16 protein-coding genes are annotated in these 17,811 nt (G+C 69.9%); 10 read left to right on the top strand and 6 right to left on the bottom strand.

Annotated elements, in window-relative coordinates; all coding sequences use genetic code 11:
• Window positions 1–40 precede the first annotated feature (40 nt).
• Genes ABGB14_RS12050 through ABGB14_RS12025 form a run of 6 tightly spaced genes read left to right on the top strand, consistent with a single transcriptional unit; the run spans window position 41 to window position 6,088 of the window.
• On the top strand, window positions 41–1,159 hold the full coding sequence (locus ABGB14_RS12050; protein WP_347643686.1) for an ABC transporter ATP-binding protein: 1,119 nt from the start codon (window positions 41–43) through the stop codon (window positions 1,157–1,159).
• A complete protein-coding gene (locus tag ABGB14_RS12045) occupies window positions 1,152–2,246 on the top strand; it encodes an ABC transporter ATP-binding protein (protein ID WP_347643685.1) in 1,095 nt (364 codons plus the stop codon). The genes ABGB14_RS12050 and ABGB14_RS12045 overlap by 8 nt, the downstream gene beginning before the upstream one ends.
• The gene (locus ABGB14_RS12040) at window positions 2,243–3,196 is read left to right on the top strand and encodes a sugar ABC transporter permease (RefSeq protein WP_347643684.1); all 954 of its coding nucleotides are present in this window, start codon (window positions 2,243–2,245) and stop codon (window positions 3,194–3,196) included. The genes ABGB14_RS12045 and ABGB14_RS12040 overlap by 4 nt, the downstream gene beginning before the upstream one ends.
• Window positions 3,197–3,200: 4 nt before the next feature.
• Window positions 3,201–4,007: a carbohydrate ABC transporter permease gene (locus ABGB14_RS12035; protein WP_347643683.1), complete on the top strand. Its 807-nt coding sequence runs from the start codon at window positions 3,201–3,203 to the stop codon at window positions 4,005–4,007.
• Window positions 4,008–4,009: 2 nt separating this feature from the next.
• The gene (locus ABGB14_RS12030; protein WP_220446759.1) at window positions 4,010–4,285 is read left to right on the top strand and encodes a DUF2160 family membrane protein; all 276 of its coding nucleotides are present in this window, start codon (window positions 4,010–4,012) and stop codon (window positions 4,283–4,285) included.
• 18 nt (window positions 4,286–4,303) lie between these two features.
• On the top strand, window positions 4,304–6,088 hold the full coding sequence (locus tag ABGB14_RS12025) for an ABC transporter substrate-binding protein (RefSeq protein ID WP_347643682.1): 1,785 nt from the start codon (window positions 4,304–4,306) through the stop codon (window positions 6,086–6,088).
• Between the two features lie 55 nt (window positions 6,089–6,143).
• Here the strand turns inward: ABGB14_RS12025 and ABGB14_RS12020 are convergent, their stop codons facing one another.
• From ABGB14_RS12020 to ABGB14_RS11995, 6 genes are all read right to left on the bottom strand, one after another.
• The gene (locus ABGB14_RS12020; protein ID WP_347643681.1) at window positions 6,144–7,184 is read right to left on the bottom strand and encodes a hypothetical protein; all 1,041 of its coding nucleotides are present in this window, start codon (window positions 7,182–7,184) and stop codon (window positions 6,144–6,146) included.
• Entirely contained in the window at window positions 7,174–8,454 is a 1,281-nt protein-coding gene (locus ABGB14_RS12015; protein ID WP_347643680.1) for a Gfo/Idh/MocA family oxidoreductase, read from the bottom strand. Before ABGB14_RS12015 ends, ABGB14_RS12020 begins: the two co-directional genes overlap by 11 nt.
• 22 nt (window positions 8,455–8,476) lie before the next feature.
• Window positions 8,477–9,760 (bottom strand): extracellular solute-binding protein, encoded by a 1,284-nt coding sequence (locus ABGB14_RS12010; protein ID WP_347643679.1) that lies wholly within the window; start codon window positions 9,758–9,760, stop codon window positions 8,477–8,479.
• A gap of 44 nt (window positions 9,761–9,804) precedes the next feature.
• Window positions 9,805–10,671: a carbohydrate ABC transporter permease gene (locus tag ABGB14_RS12005; RefSeq protein WP_347643678.1), complete on the bottom strand. Its 867-nt coding sequence runs from the start codon at window positions 10,669–10,671 to the stop codon at window positions 9,805–9,807.
• Window positions 10,655–11,617: a sugar ABC transporter permease gene (locus tag ABGB14_RS12000; RefSeq protein ID WP_347643677.1), complete on the bottom strand. Its 963-nt coding sequence runs from the start codon at window positions 11,615–11,617 to the stop codon at window positions 10,655–10,657. Before ABGB14_RS12000 ends, ABGB14_RS12005 begins: the two co-directional genes overlap by 17 nt.
• A gap of 213 nt (window positions 11,618–11,830) precedes the next feature.
• On the bottom strand, window positions 11,831–12,784 hold the full coding sequence (locus tag ABGB14_RS11995; RefSeq protein ID WP_347643676.1) for a LacI family DNA-binding transcriptional regulator: 954 nt from the start codon (window positions 12,782–12,784) through the stop codon (window positions 11,831–11,833).
• Window positions 12,785–12,976: 192 nt separating this feature from the next.
• Between ABGB14_RS11995 and ABGB14_RS11990 the strand changes: the two genes are divergently transcribed.
• The 4 genes from ABGB14_RS11990 to ABGB14_RS11975 are packed head-to-tail and all read left to right on the top strand — an operon-like array spanning window position 12,977 to window position 17,707.
• A complete protein-coding gene (locus ABGB14_RS11990) occupies window positions 12,977–13,864 on the top strand; it encodes an NAD(P)-dependent oxidoreductase (protein WP_347643675.1) in 888 nt (295 codons plus the stop codon).
• The gene (locus ABGB14_RS11985) at window positions 13,864–14,736 is read left to right on the top strand and encodes a 5-dehydro-4-deoxyglucarate dehydratase (protein WP_347643674.1); all 873 of its coding nucleotides are present in this window, start codon (window positions 13,864–13,866) and stop codon (window positions 14,734–14,736) included. The genes ABGB14_RS11990 and ABGB14_RS11985 overlap by 1 nt, the downstream gene beginning before the upstream one ends.
• Window positions 14,733–15,785, top strand: a complete 1,053-nt coding sequence (locus tag ABGB14_RS11980; RefSeq protein ID WP_347643673.1) for a mandelate racemase/muconate lactonizing enzyme family protein — start codon at window positions 14,733–14,735, stop codon at window positions 15,783–15,785. The genes ABGB14_RS11985 and ABGB14_RS11980 overlap by 4 nt, the downstream gene beginning before the upstream one ends.
• The gene (locus tag ABGB14_RS11975) at window positions 15,785–17,707 is read left to right on the top strand and encodes a DUF6807 family protein (RefSeq protein WP_347643672.1); all 1,923 of its coding nucleotides are present in this window, start codon (window positions 15,785–15,787) and stop codon (window positions 17,705–17,707) included. Before ABGB14_RS11980 ends, ABGB14_RS11975 begins: the two co-directional genes overlap by 1 nt.
• Window positions 17,708–17,811: the final 104 nt, after the last annotated feature.

Here is a 17,811-nt window from a genome sequence, read left to right as displayed (position 1 = left end):
ACAACCGGATCATGTTAGATGGAGAGCAAAGGAACTGATCATGCGCCGGCAGAGAGGACCGGGCACCGTGACGCTGATACTCGATGGCGTCTTCGTGCGGCGGCGCGGGGAGACCTGGCTCGACGACATTCACCTGGAATTACCGAATGGAATGACCACCCTCGTCGGCCCCATGACCGCGGGAAAGACGACACTAATGCGCGTCGCAGCCGGTTTGCTGCCGCCCGAATCCGGCCGGGTGGTGGTCGGCGGAAAGGACGTGACCGGCATTTCCGTGCGCAAACGCTCGGTCGCCTTCGTCTATCAGCAATTCATCAACTACCCGTCCCTGACCGTCTACGAGAACATCGCCTCGCCGCTCCGCCTCGACCCGAAGTTCCGCCGCGACGGGATCGACCGGCGGGTCCGCGAGGTGGCCGAGCTCATGGGCATCGCGGGGCTGCTCGACCGCCGGCCCTCCGAACTGTCGGGCGGCCAGCAGCAGCGCACCGCCATCGCCCGCGCCCTGGCCCGCCCCGTCGACGTGCTGCTGCTCGACGAGCCCCTGGCCAACCTGGACTTCAAGCTGCGCGAACAACTCCGCGCAGACCTGAAGACCATGTTCGCGGACTCCCCCGGCGTCGTCCTCTACGCCACCGCCGACCCGAACGAGGCGCTCACGTTCGCCGCGCCGACCGTGGTCCTGGGCGAGGGCAAAGTCCGGCACACCGGCGAGGTGGCCGAGATGTACGCCCACCCGCCCACGCTGGACGTGGCGGCCACGCTCAGCGACCCGCCGCTCAACCTGCTGCCCGGCGTCGTACGCGACGGCCGCATCGAATGCCTCGGCACGTCGTTCCCCGCGCCCCGCGCCCACGCCGACGGCCACCGGGTCATGCTCGGCGTGCGCCCCCACCAGGTCAGCCTCACCTCCAACGGCGAAGCCGCGCTCGAACTGCCGGCCGAGATCCGGCTCGCCGAGGTCACCGGCAGCGCGACGTTCCTGCACCTGCTGCTCCGAGGCGGCCTCCACCTGGTCGCCCACCTGGAGGGCACCCAGCTCTTCACGCCGGGCGAGTCCACGGTCGCCTACGTGGACCCGGCGCACGTCTTCGTCTTCGACGAGTCCGGGGGGCGCCTGCTCGCCACCAGCGCCGCGGAGGTCGACCTGCATGGCTGACATCCGCCTCGAAGGCGTGGGACACAGCTACGACGGCGGCCGCACGTGGGCGCTCAAGCCGATGACCTGGACGTGGCAGAGCTCCCGGGCGTACGCGCTGCTGGGGCCGAGCGGCTGCGGCAAGACCACGCTGCTGAACATCATCTCCGGCCTGATCACGCCCACGGCGGGGCGGATCTGGTTCGGCGACCGCGAGGTCACCGGCGTGCCGACGGCGGGCCGCAACATCGCGCAGGTCTTCCAGTTCCCGGTCCTGTACGAGGAGATGTCGGTCTACGACAACCTCGCCTTCCCCCTCCGCAACCGGAAATTTCCCAAGAAAGAGGTGGACCAGCGCGTCCGCCAGGTCTCCCAGCTCCTCGGCCTCGACCAGGTCCTGCGCCGCAGGTCGCGCCGGCTCGACCCGGGCCGCCAGCAGATCGTCAGCCTGGGCCGCGGCCTGGTGCGCCCACAGGTGGCGGCGGTCCTGCTGGACGAGCCGCTGACCGTGGTCGACCCGGCGCTCAAGTGGACGTTGCGCAGCAAGCTCAAGGAGATCCACCGCGACACCGGCCACACGCTGATCTACGTCACGCACGACCAGACCGAGGCGCTGACCTTCGCTGACGAGGTCGTGGTGCTCAACGACGGGGCGATCGTCCAGGCCGGCCCGCCGGCCGAGCTGTTCCTGTCGCCGGCGCACGAGTTCGTGGGGCACTTCATCGGCTCGCCCGGCATGAACATGGTGCCCGCCGAGATCGACGGCGGCGTCGTACGCGTCGGCGCCACCGACGTGGGCGCCGCGCCCGACGGGCTGCCGCCGGGACCGGTCAGGATCGGGGTGCGGCCCGAGTTCGTCAGGATCGCCGGGCCTGACGCCGCACCCGGCGCGTCCGCCACGGTCACCGGGACCGACCGCATGGGCGCGTACGACCTCGTGCACATCCGGGTCGGCGAGCACCCGGTGATCGCCAAGACCGGGGCGGGCTCCGCCTGCGAGCCGGGCGCGGCCGTGTTCCTCCACTTCCCCGCGGAGCGGACGTTCCTGTTCCGCGACGAGGTCAGGTGCGGCTCCCTCGCGCCGCTGAACGGAAGGGGGCCGGCATGACCGACCAGACCACCGTCGCGCCGAACCCGGCCGGCCCCGCCGAACCCGCGCCCCCTCCGGCCGAGGAGGCGAGGGACGCCCGGGTGGACCCGAGGCCCAAGAACAACCGCGCGTGGTGGCTGGTCCTGCCGGTGGTCGTGTCCGTGGCGTTCACGGCGGTGATCCCGCTGATGACCGTGGTCAACTATTCCGTCCAGGACGTCTTCAGCCCGAGCGAGCGCATCTTCGTCGGCCTGGAGTGGTTCCGCGAGATCGCCCGCGACCCGGAGGTGCGCGGCGCGTTCGTGCGCACGCTGCTGTTCTCGGCGCAGGTGCTGCTCATCGAGATCCCGCTCGGGGTGGCCATCGCCGTGGCGATGCCGCGCCGCGGCGTGTCGGTGTCGGTGGCGCTGGTGCTGGTCGCGCTGCCGCTGCTCATCCCGTGGAACGTGGTGGGCACGATCTGGCAGATCTTCGCCCGCGGCGACATCGGGCTGGGCGGCTGGGCGATCAACAACGTGCTCGGCGTCAACTTCAACTACACGCTCGACTCCACCGACGCCTGGCTCACCGTGCTGGTCATGGACGTGTGGCACTGGACGCCGCTGGTGGCGCTGCTGGCGTACGCGGGGCTGCGCTCGATCCCCCAGCCGTATTTCCAGGCCGCGCAGATCGACGGGGCCTCGGCGTGGGCGACCTTCCGGCACATCCAGCTGCCCAGGCTGCGCGGGGTGCTGACGATCGCGATCCTGCTCAGGTTCATGGACAGCTTCATGATCTACACCGAGCCGTTCGTGGTGACGGGCGGCGGCCCGGGAAACGCGACGTCGTTCCTGAGCATCCTGCTGTCGAAGATCGCGGTCGGCCAGTTCGACCTGGGCCCGGCGGGCGCGTTCTCGCTGCTCTACTTCCTGTTCGTGCAGATCCTCTGTTACGTCTTCTTCACCGTGCTGACCAGGTCGGGAAGGTGAACCGATGAGACGGCTCCCGTGGGCGCGCACGGTCTTCTGGCTCTACGTGGCCACGCTCATGTTGCCGATCCTGTGGATGTTCGGCATGTCGATCCGGCCGAACGAGGACATCCTCGGCAGTTTCTCGCTCATCCCCGAACGGGTGACGTTCGACAACTACGCCACGTTCTTCGGGGAGACGTCGTGGTATTCGAGCTACCTCAACTCCATCATCTACACCGCGCTCAACGCCGTGATGTCGCTCATCGTGGCGTTGCCCGCGGCCTATGCCTTCTCGCGTTTCCGGTTCGCCGGTGACAAACATCTGTTCTTCTGGCTGCTCACGAACCGGATGGCGCCGCCGGCGGTGTTCCTGCTCCCGTTCTTCCAGATCTACCAGAGCGTCGGCCTCTTCGACACGCACCTCGGCGTGGCCATCGCTCACATGCTCTTCAACGTGCCGCTCGCCGTCTGGATTCTCGAGGGTTTCATGTCGGGAATTCCCCGGGAGATCGACGAGACCGCCGCGATCGACGGCTATTCGCTGCCGCGCTTCTTCGTCCGGATATTCCTGCCGATGATCCGCTCGGCCATCGGCGTCACCGCGTTCTTCTGCTTCATGTTCAGCTGGGTCGAACTCCTGATCGCCAGGACCATCACCTCGGTGAACGCCAAGCCCATCGCCGCGACGATGACGCGGACGGTGAGCGCGGCGGGCGTCGACTGGGGCCTGCTGGCGACCGCTGGAGTGCTGACGATCGTGCCGGGCGCGATCGTCATCTGGTTCGTCCGCAACTACATCGCCAAGGGCTTCGCCATGGGGAGGGTGTAGCCGTGCTCGACTGGATGGTCTGGACCGTCCCCACGGCCCTGGTCTTCGCCGGCCTCGCCGTGCTGCTGATCGCCATGACGGTCTGGGGCCGCATCTCGCCTCCCGTGGCCAGGCGGGGCTTCCTGCGCATCGAGACCGATCGCGGCGACCGGCTCTACATCGGCCTGATCAGCGCCGCCGTCGTGCTGGCGGGCTGGATCGCAATCACCGACCTGTCCATGTGGCTCGCGCTCGGCTGCGCGCTGCTCGTGGCGGTCGCGATCGGCATATGGGGCTAACGGAAAGGGAGTCAGACGATGAGGCGACGGACGACGAGGTCCGCGACCATGGGAGCGGCGGCGCTCATCCTGGTGGTGGCCGGCTGCACGCAGGGCGCGGACAAGCCCACGAGCGACTTCAAGGAGGCCGACGGCCGGGCCGCCGCCCAGCGGTGGGTGTCGGACGAGTTCACTCCGAGCACGCTGAGCAAGGACGAGCAGCTCGCCGAGATGGAGTGGTTCATGAAGGCCGCGGCCCCGTACCGGGGCATGCAGATCAACGTGGTCTCCGAGACGATCACCACGCACGAGTACGAGTCGCGCCAGCTCGCCAAGGCGTTCACCGAGCTCACCGGGATCAAGATCAAGCACGATCTGATCCAGGAGGGTGACGTCATCGAGAAGCTGCAGACCCAGATCCAGGGCGACCAGAACATCTACGACGCCTACGTCAACGACTCCGACCTCATCGGCACCCACTCGCGCGGCGACTACGTGCTCCCGCTGTCGGACTACATGGCCGGCGAGGGCAAGAACGTCACCTCGCCCACGCTCGACCTCGACGACTTCATCGGCATCAGCTTCACCACCGGCCCGGACAAGAAGATCTACCAGCTGCCCGACCAGCAGTTCGCCAACCTCTACTGGTTCCGCTACGACTGGTTCACCGACCCCGACATCAAGAAGCAGTTCAAGGACGCCTACGGCTACGACCTCGGCGTTCCGGTCAACTGGGCGGCCTACGAGGACATCGCCGACTTCTTCACCAACAAGGTCAACGGCGACGGCACCATCGACGGCAAGAAGGTCTACGGCCACATGGACTACGGCCGCAAGGACCCGTCGCTGGGCTGGCGCTTCACCGACTCGTGGTTGTCGATGGCGGGCAACGGCGACCCCGGCATCCCCAACGGCCTGCCGGTGGACGACTGGGGCATCAGGGTCGAGAACTGCCGCCCGGTCGGCTCGTCCGTCACGCGCGGCGGCGACACCAACGGGCCCGCGGCGGTCTACTCGCTCACCAAGTACGTCGACTGGCTCAAGAAGTACGCCCCCAAGGAAGCGGCGGGCATGAACTTCAGCGAGGCGGGCCCGGTCCCCGCCCAGGGCCACATCGCCCAGCAGATCTTCTGGTACACCTCGTTCACCGCCGACATGACCAAGCCCGGGCTGTCCGTGGTCAACGAGGACGGCACGCCCAGGTGGCGCATCGCGCCGAGCCCGCACGGGGCGTACTGGAAGGAGGGCAACAAGCTCGGCTACCAGGACGCGGGCTCGTGGACGCTGCTGAAGAGCACGCCGGAGGAGCGCAGGGCCGCCGCCTGGCTGTACGCGCAGTTCGTCACGTCGAAGACCGTGTCGCTGAAGAAGTCGATCGTCGGGCTGACGTTCATCCGCGACTCCGACATCAGGAGCGACTACTTCGCCGAGAACTCCAAGAAGTACGGCGGGCTCATCGAGTTCTACGGCTCGCCGGCCCGCAAGCAGTGGACCCCGACCGGCACCAACGTGCCCGACTACCCCAAACTGGCCCAGCTGTGGTGGCAGAACGTGGCCACGGCCGTGACCGGCGAGACCACACCGCAGCAGTCGATGGACAACCTGGCCAAGCAGCAGGACGACATCCTGTCCCGGCTGGAGCGGCTCTCGCGCGAGCGGGAGGGCTACGGCGGCCAGTGCGCGCCGAAGCTCAACCCCGAGCGTGACGCCCAGTACTGGTACGACCAGCCCGGCGCCCCCGCGCCGAAGCTGACCGACGAGCGCGGCAAGCCCGAGACGCTCGACTACGACAAGCTCATCGCCACCTGGAAGAAGTCCGACTAGCACCGCACGTGGCAGGAGCGCCGCCGCCCGTGGCAGGCCGGGCGGCGGCCGTCCGTCAGCCCGCCAACCGGCGGGCCAGCCAGTCGAAGGCCCGCTCCTGCATGGGCACGTCGAAGCTGTGCGGCACGTCGGCGAACACCGCCTCGTACGCTTCCTGGGCGTCGCGGTAACGTTCGCCGATCGTGGCGTGGGCGCGCCGCATCCCCGGCTCGGGGAACAGGTCGTCGCGCAGGGCGTACTGGACCATGAGGGGTCCGGGTGCGCGGGCGGCCACCAGGTCGGGCCAGTCGCCCAGGCGGGGCAGGCCCGGCGGGTAGAACATCCAGGTGTGCCTGGCGACGTGCCCGCCGAGCATGTCGCGGTAGGAGGACATCATCGCGGCGACGACGACCGCCCGCACCTGCGGGTCGAAGGCGCCGAGCAGCCCGGCGCGCAGCCCGCCGCCCGACAGTCCCGCGCACCCGACCGGCCCTACGTCCGGCCGGGAACGCAGGTACGCCGCCGCGGCCAGGTCCTCGCCCGCGACCACGCCCGCGAACGACGTGCCGAGCATCGCGCAGTGTTTGGCCACGACGTGCTCGTGCGCGACGGCGGCCCGGTCGTAGCGGTCGGCCTCGCTCTCCGGGCCGTCCCCGGTCTCCAGCGGGAAGCGGCGGCTGCCCCAGACGAACACGTCGTGCGCGAGCACCGCGAAGCCCCGGCGGGCCAGCTCGTTGGCGAACGCGCGCCCGCCGTACAGGTCCTGCCGCACCCTGCTCACCTCGGGCGACGGCCCTTCGGGACCGTCGGCGATCTTCTCCTTGCCGGCCCATTTCATCCCGGCGTGGCAGTGCAGCGCCACCACCCCGGGCAGCGGCCCGTCCGCGTCGCGCGGGCGCAGCAGGAACGCGCGGGTGCGCGGCCCGAACCCCACCGACCAGGACAGTTCCTCGCCCGCCAGGTCGCCGTCGGTCCACGTGCGCTCGACCCGCACGTCGCGGGCGGTCAGGTCGAGCACCCCCATCGCCGCACGGGCCGCCGCGCGCAGCTCGGGCCCCCCGAGCACGGGGTAGAGCCCGCGCTGCGCCGCGGCGATCTCCGCCAGCTCAGCGAACACGCGTGCCGTCGTCCTCCAGGACCACGGGGGCCCCGGTGCGGGCGGACATGGTGGCCGCGACGCCCGTCAGCACGCTGCGGATGCCGTCGCGGTAGCCGGCCTGCCTGGCCAGCGGGTCGTCGCCGGGGCCACGGAAGACGTCGTCGAGCAGGAGACGGTCACCACCGCCGTGCCCGCCGGCCCCGGTCTCGATCGGCACCTCCTCAGGCCGGCTCCAGTGGCGGCGCAGCGTGAGCCGCTCCCACGCCCCCGACGCGTGCTCCTTGGAGGCGGCGCTCGGGTCGATGGCGGCGTGCGGCGGCGTCCACTCCCGCTCGACGACGTCCAGCTCCAGCCGCCCCTCCGTGCCGTTGAAGGCCACGCGGTAGCCCTCCCAGGGTGCGTGGGCGTGCAGCGAGTACGTCATGATCGCGCGGTTGGTGTAGCGCACCAGCACGGACATGTTGTCGTCGATGGTGACGCCCTCGCCGAAGACGTCCTGGTCGCGGACGTAGCCGTCCTCGTGCTCGGCCTCGAGGTAGAGGCGCTTGAGGCGCGGGTCGGCGGAGATGTCCAGGATGAACGGGTCGCTGCCGAGGCCGGGCGCGCCCTGCCCGCGTTCTGGACGCGGGTCGAGCCCGCGCTTCCTGGCGTTCTCGGCGCCGTAGAAGCGCAGGTCGGTCTGCGCGAAGACGAGCGCCGGGGCCGCCCCCAGCCACCAGTTGACCAGGTCGAAGTGGTGGGTGGACTTGTGCACGAGCAGGCCGCCCGAGCTGTCCCTGTCGCGGTGCCAGCGGCGGAAGTAGTCGGCGCCGTGGATGGTGTCGAGCGTCCACTCGAAGTGCACCGAGGTCACCTCGCCGATCGCGCCGTCCATGAGGATGCGGCGCACGGCGGAGTTGCGCGGCGAGTAGCGGTAGTTGAAGGTGACGATCAGCTTGCCGCTGCTGCGCTCGGCCGACGCCGCGATGGCCGCGCAACCCTCGGCGTCGACGGTGAGCGGCTTCTCGACGACGACGTCCTTGCCGGCGTCGAGCGCCGCGCACACGTAGCGGGCGTGCGCGGCGTCGACCGTGGTGACGATGACCGCGTCGGCGAGCTCGAGCACCTTGTCGAACTCGGCGGGCGTGAAACGCGGCACCTGGGCACCGATCCGCTCGGCGTAGTAGTCCATGCGCGTGCGGTTGGTGTCGCACAGGGCGACGATGGTGCCGGCGTCGCGCCACTCCCCGAGCAGCGCGTCGACGTACATCTGCGCGCGGTGCCCGAGCCCGACGAACGCGTACTTCATGTCTCTCCTCTGGTGCGAAGGATCAGCCCGCGATCGAGGCGTTGGCCTCGGTCAGGAACTTCTGTGCGGCGTCGTCGGGGGTCATCCTGCCGAAGAGGACCTCCTCCGAATACCGCGTCAGGATGTCTTCCATGGCGCTGGCGCCCTTGGGCGGCGCGGCCGGCGGGTCCGACAGCTCGCTCCTGACCTCGTCGATGAAGTCCAGCGTCTTGATGTCGGTGTCCGGCAGCTTGTCCTTGACCGCCGCCAGGACCTTGGAGCTGGCCGGCAGGCCGCGGTCGCTCAGGATGATCTCGCCCGCCTCGGGGTCGTTGATCATGAAGTCGATGAACTTGGCGGCCTCGGCCGGGTGCTCGGTCTTCGACGAGGCGGTGTAGAGCATCGCCGGCTGCAGGAACATGCCACCGGTGGTGGCGCCCTCTGCCTTCGGCATCCGCAGCAGGCTGACGTCCTGGCCCGAGGCCTTGTTGATGGCGCCGAGCTGGTTGCTCCACCACATGCCCATCGCGCCGGTGTTGGTGCCGAGCAGCGACTGGTCCACGCTCTGGGCGCCGATCTCGACGCTCTTGGCGGCGTCGGGGGTGCCCTTGGACTTGATCAGGCTCTGCATGTTGGCCCACCACGCCTTGAGCGTGTCGGGCGAGATGCCGAGCTTGTTGCCCTGGTAGAACTCCTCGCCGCGCTGGGCGGCGAAGATCTGCAGGTAGCCGGGGTTGAAGCTCTGCTGCGTGCCGAAGACCTTGCCGCCGCTCTCGGCGGTGATCTTCGTCGCCAGGTCGACGTAGTCCTTCCAGGTCCACGTGGTGTCGTCGGGCAGCTTCTGCCCGTTCTTCTCGACCAGGTCCGGGTTGACGACCAGGCTGAAGGCGTTGACGCCGGTGGGGATGGCGTACTGCTTGCCGTCGAGGCTGCCGGTGGCCAGCACCTTGGCGTCGATGTCGGCGGTGTTGACCTTGCCGGCGAGATCGGCCAGCGCGCCGCGCTCGGCATATTCGCGCAGGCCGCGGATCTCGATGGTGATGACGTCCGGCGCGTCGTTGCCCGCGACCTTGGTGGCCAGCGTCTCGTAGTAGCTGCCGAAGTCGGAGAACTCGCCCTCGATGTCGATGTTCGGGTTCTTCGCCTCGAACTTCTTGATCGCCTCTTCGGTCATCTTCTGCCGCGCGTCGCTGCCCCAGTAGGAGAAGCGCACCTTGACCTTGCCGTCGGCGCTCTCGCCGCCGCTGTCACTGCCGCAGGCCGCGGTGACCGCCAGCACGGCGGTGGCGAGCAGGGCCGCAGACCACATCTTCTTGCCAGAGCTCACGGCTCTACCTCCTAGGGGGTCTTCTGGGTTGGGGGGTGGAGGAGCTACTTCAGTCCCGTGGTGGCGACACCACGGATCAGGTACTTCTGCCCGGCCAGGAAGAAACCGAAGATCGGGCCGAGCGCGATGATCGACATGGCGAACATAGGGCCCCACGACGACTCTCCACTAGAGTCCAGGAACGTCCGCAACGCGACCGGGACGGTGAAGTTGTCCGGGTTGTTGAGATAGAGCAGCTGGCTGAGGAAGTCGTTCCACGTCCAGATGAACGTGAAGATCGCGGTGGTGGCCAGGGCGGGCAGCGAGAGCGGCATGACGACCCTGATGAAGATGCGCCAGTAGCCCGCGCCGTCGATCTCGGCCGCCTCGTCCAGCTCCCTCGGCAGGGTGCGGATGAACTGCACCATGAGGAAGATGAAGAACGCGTCGGTGGCCAGCACCTTCGGCATGACCAGCGGCCAGATCGTGTTGATCAGGTCCAGCTCGGAGAACATGATGTACTGCGGCACGATCACCACGTGGTGCGGCAACATGATCGTGCCCAGCATGATCGTGAACCAGAGTTTCTTCAGCGGGAAGTTCAGCCGCGCGAAGGCGTAGGCGGCCAGCGAGCAGGCCACCAGGTTCGCCACCACCGACAGCGCGGTGATGACCGCGGAGTTCCACAGGTAGTAGCCGAAGGGGTGCTTCAGCGCGGTCCAGCCCTCGGTGTAGTTCTCCAGCGTGACCTCGTTCGGCAGCAGGCCGGGCTGCCGGAAGATGAGCTCCTCCGGCTTGAGCGAGCTGGAGACCATCCAGAGCAGCGGATAGAGCATGATCACGCCGAAGCCGATCAGCAGGAGGTGCTTGACCACCCGTCCGCCCTTGAGCGGGCGGAACAGAACCGGAAGCGGCCTACTTGGTGTCGCCATAGAAGACCCAATACTTGGAAGCGAGGAAGTTCACCCCGGTCAGCCCGGCGATGATGAGCAGCAGGACCCACGCCATCGCGGCCGCGTAGCCCATGTCGTAGTCCCTGAATCCGTTCAGGTAGAGGTAGAGCGTGTAGAACAGCGTCGAGTCGGCGGGGCCGCCGGTGCCGTTGCTCACGATGAACGACTGCGTGAACGACTGGAACGACTTGATGATCTCGAGCACCAGGTTGAAGAAGATGATCGGCGTCAGCAGCGGCAGCGTGATCGCCCTGAACTGCCGCAGCGGGCCGGCGCCGTCGACGGCGGCGGCCTCGTAATAGCTGCTGGGGATCTGGCGCAGCCCGGCCAGGAAGATGATCATTGGGGCGCCGAACGTCCACACGTGCAGGATGATCAGCGTGCCGAGAGCGTAGTCGGGGTGGCCGACCCAGCCGGGGCCCTGGATGCCGAATGCCCCGAGCAGCGCGTTGACCAGGCCGTCGGCGCCGAAGACCTTGCGCCAGAGGATCGCGATCGCGACGCTGCCGCCGAGCAGCGAGGGCAGGTAGAAGATCGAGCGGTAGATCGCCAGGCCGCGCAGCCCTCGGTCGAGCACCAGGGCCAGCGCGAGTGCGAAGGCGAGTTGCAGCGGCACCGAGACGACCACGTAGATCGTGGTGACCTTCAGCGAGGAGATGTACCTCGGGTCCTCGGTGAACATCTTGACGTAGTTGTCGAAGCCGATCCACTTGGCCTCCTCCAGGAGGCTGTAGTCGGTGAACGACAGGTAGAGCGAGGCGAGGATCGGGCCGATCGTGATGACGAGCAGGCCGGCGAACCAGGGGGCCAGGAAGAGATAGGCGGCCCGCGCCTCGCGACGGGAGCGTTTCGTGGAGCGGTGTCCGCCACCACGCGCGGGTCCGGTCACCGCCTCCCGGGGCCTCACCGCCACCGAGTCAGCCATGACGGAACTCACTCCTCATCAAGAACCCTCCGGCGAGATTGGTACTGGATAGCGCTTTCCTATAGCTGGCGGGAAAGGAGCGTCAACCCTTTGCAGCCGTTACCTAGCCGTTACCGATATATCGTTGACGTGTTTGCCCTGCTCAGCGAGTTGGCCTCAACAGAAGTCAGATGAATTTGGCCCTCGTTTAGTACAACCGTTTGCAGCCCTCCGCTAACGCGGAGCAGCCGTGGAGTCCCTCACGACCAGCCGGGTCTCCAACGAGGTGGTGGCGCTCACCTCCTGGATGAGCAGATCGACCGCGAGCCGCCCCGCCGCGGCGGTGGGCATGGCGACCGTGGTGAGTTTGGGACGGTTGAGCCGTCCGGGCACGATATCGTCGATCCCCACGACGCTCACGTCCGCGGGCACGCTCAGCCCCAGATCGGCGAGGCCCTCGATGAGCCCGATCGCGACCAGGTCGTTGTAGGCCAGCACGCCCGTCACCCCGGCGTCGCGCACCCGGCCCGCGGCGGCGAAGCCGCCCCGCTCGGTGGGCGCGTTGGGGCCGATGACGGCGAGCTCCACGCCCGGCACCTGCTCGGCGGCGGCGCGGATCTCCGCGCTCGTCCACGAGCCGGCGGGACCGGACACCAGCGCCACCCGGCGGTGCCCGAGCCCGGACAGATGCTCGACGGCCAGCCTGGCGCCGTGGCCGACGTCCATCAGCACGGTGGCGGCCCCCCGCAGCCGCCGGTTGATCACCACGAACGGCACCCGCTCGGCCAGCCGTTCCAGCGCCTTGTTGGACGAGCGCGGGCTGCACAACACCACGCCGTCCACCTGCTTGGAGAAGGCCTGCACCAGCTCCTCCTCGGCGGCCGGCTCCTCGTCGGTGTCGGCCACGAACAGGTGGTAGTCGCGCTGCCTGGCAGCCGCGTGGGCGGCCTTGATCAGCGGCGGGAAGAACGGGTTGGCGATGTCGGCCACGATCAGGCCGAGATTGTGGGTGCGCCCGGTCGTGAGCGCCCTGGCCGCCCGGTTGGGCCGGTATCCGAGCTCCTCGGCCACCGTCAGCACCCTCGTGCGGGTGGCGGCGTTCACCATGTGCGGCGCGGAGAACGTCCGCGACACGGTCGATACATGCACGCCGGAGGCCCGGGCCACATCACGAATCGTCACAGTCACAATCGCACACCCTAACGCAACCGCTTGCAGAGGCCATGGGGCAGATGAAAGCGCTTGCTGTACTATCCCGCACCCTGAGCAACCAGAAAACCCCAGCTAGACAGCTGGCCACGAAATCACCTCTTGACGCCCTGGCCTTCCTGACACAAAGGTTTAGTGCAACTGTTTGCAGTCTTGAAGGAGCCCCTCACGGTGAGCAGAGTCCTCGTCACCGGAAGCGCAGGACGCCTCGGCCGCAGCGTGGTCACAACGCTCGCGAAGGCCGGGCACGAGGTCGTCGGCGTGGACCGCGCCCCAGGAACCCCAGGTGAGGCCGCCGCCACCTTACCCGCCGACCTCACCGACACGGGAGAGGCGTTCGAGACGATCGCCCGATTCCGGCCGGAGACGGTGATCCATCTGGCCGCGATCGCCACCCCCTTCAGCCGCCCGGAGTCGGTGATCTACAAGATCAACACCCAGCTGGCGTTCAACGTCTGCGAGGCGTCCGTGGCGCTCGGCGTGGCCGGCGTGGTCGTGGCCAGCAGCCCCACCGTGCTCGGGTACGGCGCCCCCGGCGGCTGGGCGCCGGCGTACCTGCCGATCGACGAGGAACACCCCGTGCGGCCGTGGAACGCCTACAACCTGTCCAAGGTGGCGGCCGAGCAGACGATGAGGGCCTTCGCCGTGGCCGGGACGACCAGGATGGCCGCGGTCCGGCCGTGCTTCGTCATCCCGCCCGAGGAGTGGGCGGGCGCGCCGACCCAGTCGGGGCACACCGTCAAGGAGCGGCTGGACCGGCCGGAGCTCGCCGGCGTCTCGCTGTTCAACTACATCGACTCCCGCGACGCCGCCGACATGATCGCCGTGCTCGCCCAGGCCCTGCCGGAGCTGCCGAACGGCGAGGTCTTCTTCGCCGGCGCCGCCGACGCGCTGGCCAGGAAGCCGCTGGCCGAGCTGCTCCCCCAGGTCGTGCCCGGCACCGAGCAGCTCGCGGCCGGGCTCACCGGCGCCTCCCCCGCCTTCTCGACCACCAAGGCAGAGCGCCTGCTCGGCTGGCAGCCGAAGCGGAGCTGGCGCACCGAACTCAAGGACGTCTGATGAATCTCAGCGGTGTGCTGTTCTTCCCCGTGACCCCGTTCGACGCCGGCGGCGGGCTCGCCGAGGAGGTGCTGGCCGAGCACGTCTCCCAGCGCATGGAGCACGGCCCGGGCGCCGTCTTCGCCGCCTGCGGCACCGGCGAGTTCTCCGCCCTGTCGGAGTCCGAGCACGCCCGCGCGGTGCGGGTGGCGGCCGAGGCCGTGGGCGGCCGGGTGCCGGTGTTCGCGGGCGCGGGCGGCCCGCTCGGCGCGGCGCTGAGCCAGGCGCGGGCCGCCAGGGAGGCGGGCGCGGACGGGCTGCTGCTCATGCCGCCGTACCTGGCGCAGGGGCCGGGGCACGGCTACACCGCGTACGTGTCGGCGATCGCCGCCGAGCTGCCGGTGATCATCTACCAGCGCGGCACGGTCGTGCTGGAGCCCGACGCCGTGGTCGAGCTGGCCGGGATCCCCGGGGTGATCGGGCTCAAGGACGGCCTGGGCGACATCGACAGGATGCAGCGCACCGTGCTGGCCGTGCGCGAGAGGTTCCCCGGGTTCCTGTTCTTCAACGGGCTGCCGACGGCCGAGCTGACCATGCCCGCCTACCGGGGCATCGGCGTCGAGCTCTACTCCAGCGCGGTGTTCGCGTTCGCGCCGGAGATCGCCACGGCCTACCTGAACGGCGACGAGCGGCTGCTGACGGAGTTCTACGCCCCCCTCGTACGGCTGCGCGGCAAGGTCCCCGGCTACCCGGTCTCGCTGGTCAAGGCCGGAGTCCGGCTGCGCGGCCTGGACGTGGGCGGCGTCCGCCCGCCGCTGGTTGACGTCACCGCAGAGCATCTCGAGGAGCTGGAGGCGCTGATCAAGACCGGTCTCGACCTGGTGGCGTCATGACCGTCACCGAGCTGCGTACCGAGCTGCGCAGCGTCCCGCTGCCCCGTCCCTGGGGCGCGGACGTGCCGGCCAACCACGTGATCGTCACCCACGTCACGCTGGCGGACGGGCGCACCGGCAGCGGCTTCTCGTGGACGCCGCAGATCGGCGCGCACGCCGTCAAGGCGCTGCTCGACCACGACCTCCGGGAGGCGCTGATCGGCCTCGACCCGCACCCCGAGGTGGTGTGGGACCGGCTCTGGCGGCACCTGCGGGAGGCCGGCCCCGGCGGGATCACCACGGTCGCGCTGGCCGGCGTCGACCTGGCGCTGTGGGACCTGCGCTGCGGTGAGCGCGACCTGGCCGGCGTGCTCGGACGGCGGCGCGACGAGGTCCCGGTCTACGGCAGCGGCGTCAACCTGCACTACCCCCTGGAGGAGCTGGTCGCGCAGGCCCGCCGCTGGGTGGCGGCCGGCTACCGGGGCGTCAAGATCAAGGTGGGCCGCCCCGACCTGGCCGAGGACGTGGCGCGGGTGGCCGCCGTCCGCGAGGTGATCGGCCCCGACCGGCTGCTGATGATCGACGCCAACCAGCGGTGGGACCTGCATCGGGCGCGGCGGGCCCTCGCCGCGCTGCGCCCGTTCGACCTGCACTGGATCGAGGAGCCGCTGCCCGCCGACGACGTGGCCGCGCACGTGGAGCTGCGCCGCTCCACCGACGTGCCGGTCGCCGTCGGCGAGAACGTCTACACCGCGTACGGCTTCCGCGACCTGCTGGCGGCCGGCGCGTGCGACGTGGTCCAGCCGAACGTGGCGCGGGTCGGCGGCATCACGCCGTTCCTGCGCGTCGTGGAGCTGGCCAGGACGTACGACGTGCCGGTCTACCCGCACCTGCTGAGCGAGATGTCGGGGCAGCTCGCGCTGGCCCTGCCGCTGCCCGCCATGGTGGAGGACGTGGAGGACGCCTCGTTCGCCGCCCTCGGGCTGCTGGCGGAGCCGTACCCGGTGGAGATCTCCGGCGGCGCCCTCCGCGCGGGCGCGCACGCCGGGCTGGGGCTGAGGTGGTCGTGATGGCGGCGGCGAGAATCGTGCTGGCCGGAGCACACGGGCACGGCCGGCACCACCTGCGTCAACTGCACCTGCTGTCCGACTCCGGCGTGGCCGAGCTGGCCGGGATCTGCGACGTGCGCCCGGTCGAGGTCGGCTTCGGCTCGCCCCTGCAGTCGTCCGACCTGCGCGAGCTGATCGCGAAGACCGGCGCGGAGATCACGATCATCTGCACGCCGATCCACACCCACGCCGACCTCGCGGTGGCCGCGCTGCACGCGGGCTCGCACGTGCTGCTGGAGAAGCCGCCCGCGGCGACACCCGAGGCGCACCGGAAGATCGCCGCCGCGGTCGCGGAGACGGGGCTGGCCTGCCAGGTCGGCTTCCAGTCCCTCGGCTCCGCGGCGATCCCGGCGCTGCGCGAGCTGATCGCGAGCGGCGGCATCGGGCGGGTGCGCGGCATCGGCGGCGCGGGCGCCTGGGAGCGTCCCGCCTCCTACTTCACCCGCTCGGCATGGTCGGGCAGGCGCCGGCTGGACGGCGCCGACGTGGTGGACGGCGCGCTCACCAACCCGTTCGCGCACGCCGTGGCCACCGCCCTGGCCCTGGTGGACGGCCCGATCGCGGACATCGAGACCGAGCTCTACCGCGCCAACACGATCGAGTCGGACGACACGTCCTGCGTGCGGATCCGCCTCGACGACGGCCTCGTGCTCACCGTCGCGGTGTCGTTGTGCGCGCCGGAGCGGCACGAGCCGTATCTGGTGGTGCACGGCGACGCGGGCCGGGCCACGCTCGTCTACACGCAGGACAGCGTCAGGGTCGAGCTGCCGGACGGGTCGGTCACGACCACCGTGTACGACCGTACCGACCTGCTGGACAACCTGCTCGACCACGTGCGCACGGGGACCCCGCTGCTGGTCCCGCTGGCCCGTACGGAGAGGTTCACCCAGGTGCTGGACGCGGTGCGGCTGGCGCCCGAGCCGCAGCCGATCGCCGAGCGGCACCAGGAGGTCGAGCGGGACGGCGAGGGCGCGGTCGTGCGCCGGGTCCTGCCGGGCGTCGCCGGCCTCACCGCCCGCAGCGCCGAGCGGCTGGCGCTCTACTCCGAGCTGGACGTGCCGTGGACCCGGGTGGAGCTGCTGGCCGGCGACCGTCCGGTGGCCCGCTACAAGACGCGGCCCGACCTGCCGGTGACCGACTCCCCCCGCCCCTACCTGCACCGGGTGCGTACGCTGGGCGGCGTCGAGGTCACCGAGGTCAGGCCCGAGGACCACGTCCACCACCTCGGCGCCGGTGTGGCCATCGCCGACCTGGGCGGGGCGAACTTCTGGGGCGGCCGCACCTACGTCAGGGACCAGGGGCCCACCTGGCTCGACGACCACGGCGTCCAGCGGCACGTGGCGTTCTCGCGGCTCGACGACGGCGGTTTCGTCGAGCAACTGGAGTGGATCGGGCCCGGCGGCAGGCTGATGGCCCGCGAGGAGCGCGCGGTCACCGTACGGCCGCTCCAGGACGCCTGGGCCCTGGACTTCGCGTTCACGCTCACCAACCTCACCGGAGCCCCGCTGGAGATCAACAGCTCGGCCACCAAGGGCCGCGCGGGCGCGGGATACGGCGGCTTCTTCTGGCGCGCGCCCGGCGCCTCCACTGCCAGGGCCACGGTGCCGGGGGACGAGCGGGCGGTGCACGGCAGCCGGGACCGCTGGGTCGCCATGTCCGGCACCGACCCGGACGGGCGGGACTGGACGCTGGTGTTCGCGCAGGACGGCGACGACCCCTGGTTCGTGCGCGTCGAGGAGTATCCGGGGGTGGGCCAGGCCCTGGCCTGGGACCGGCCGCTGATCGTCGAGGACACGCTGACCAGGCGGGTGGTCACGGCGGTGATCGACGGCCGGCTGGACGCCACCGCCGCCGGGTCCGTCGCGGGCGAACTGCTGCGATAGCGCGGGGGCCGCTGGAGTGTCGTCCGGCGACCCCGCCTCTCCACGCTGCATATCTAACGCCGTATGAATATTTCTTGACCTATGGAGCGGCCCATGTGAAGATC

This window comes from Nonomuraea sp. B10E15 (assembly GCF_039871615.1).
GTDB lineage: Bacteria > Actinomycetota > Actinomycetes > Streptosporangiales > Streptosporangiaceae > Nonomuraea.
Note: the sequence above shows the minus strand (reverse complement) of the source record. Positions and strands in the feature narration are given on the sequence as shown.

Coding starts and splice junctions, on each gene's coding strand:
- ABGB14_RS12050 (WP_347643686.1), top strand. CDS start 41: ATGCGCCGGCAGAGAGGACCGGGCACCGTGACGCTGATACTCGATGGC.
- ABGB14_RS12045 (WP_347643685.1), top strand. CDS start 1,152: ATGGCTGACATCCGCCTCGAAGGCGTGGGACACAGCTACGACGGCGGC.
- ABGB14_RS12040 (WP_347643684.1), top strand. CDS start 2,243: ATGACCGACCAGACCACCGTCGCGCCGAACCCGGCCGGCCCCGCCGAA.
- ABGB14_RS12035 (WP_347643683.1), top strand. CDS start 3,201: ATGAGACGGCTCCCGTGGGCGCGCACGGTCTTCTGGCTCTACGTGGCC.
- ABGB14_RS12025 (WP_347643682.1), top strand. CDS start 4,304: ATGAGGCGACGGACGACGAGGTCCGCGACCATGGGAGCGGCGGCGCTC.
- ABGB14_RS12015 (WP_347643680.1), bottom strand. CDS start 8,454: ATGAAGTACGCGTTCGTCGGGCTCGGGCACCGCGCGCAGATGTACGTC.
- ABGB14_RS12005 (WP_347643678.1), bottom strand. CDS start 10,671: ATGGCGACACCAAGTAGGCCGCTTCCGGTTCTGTTCCGCCCGCTCAAG.
- ABGB14_RS12000 (WP_347643677.1), bottom strand. CDS start 11,617: ATGGCTGACTCGGTGGCGGTGAGGCCCCGGGAGGCGGTGACCGGACCC.
- ABGB14_RS11985 (WP_347643674.1), top strand. CDS start 13,864: ATGAATCTCAGCGGTGTGCTGTTCTTCCCCGTGACCCCGTTCGACGCC.
- ABGB14_RS11980 (WP_347643673.1), top strand. CDS start 14,733: ATGACCGTCACCGAGCTGCGTACCGAGCTGCGCAGCGTCCCGCTGCCC.
- ABGB14_RS11975 (WP_347643672.1), top strand. CDS start 15,785: ATGGCGGCGGCGAGAATCGTGCTGGCCGGAGCACACGGGCACGGCCGG.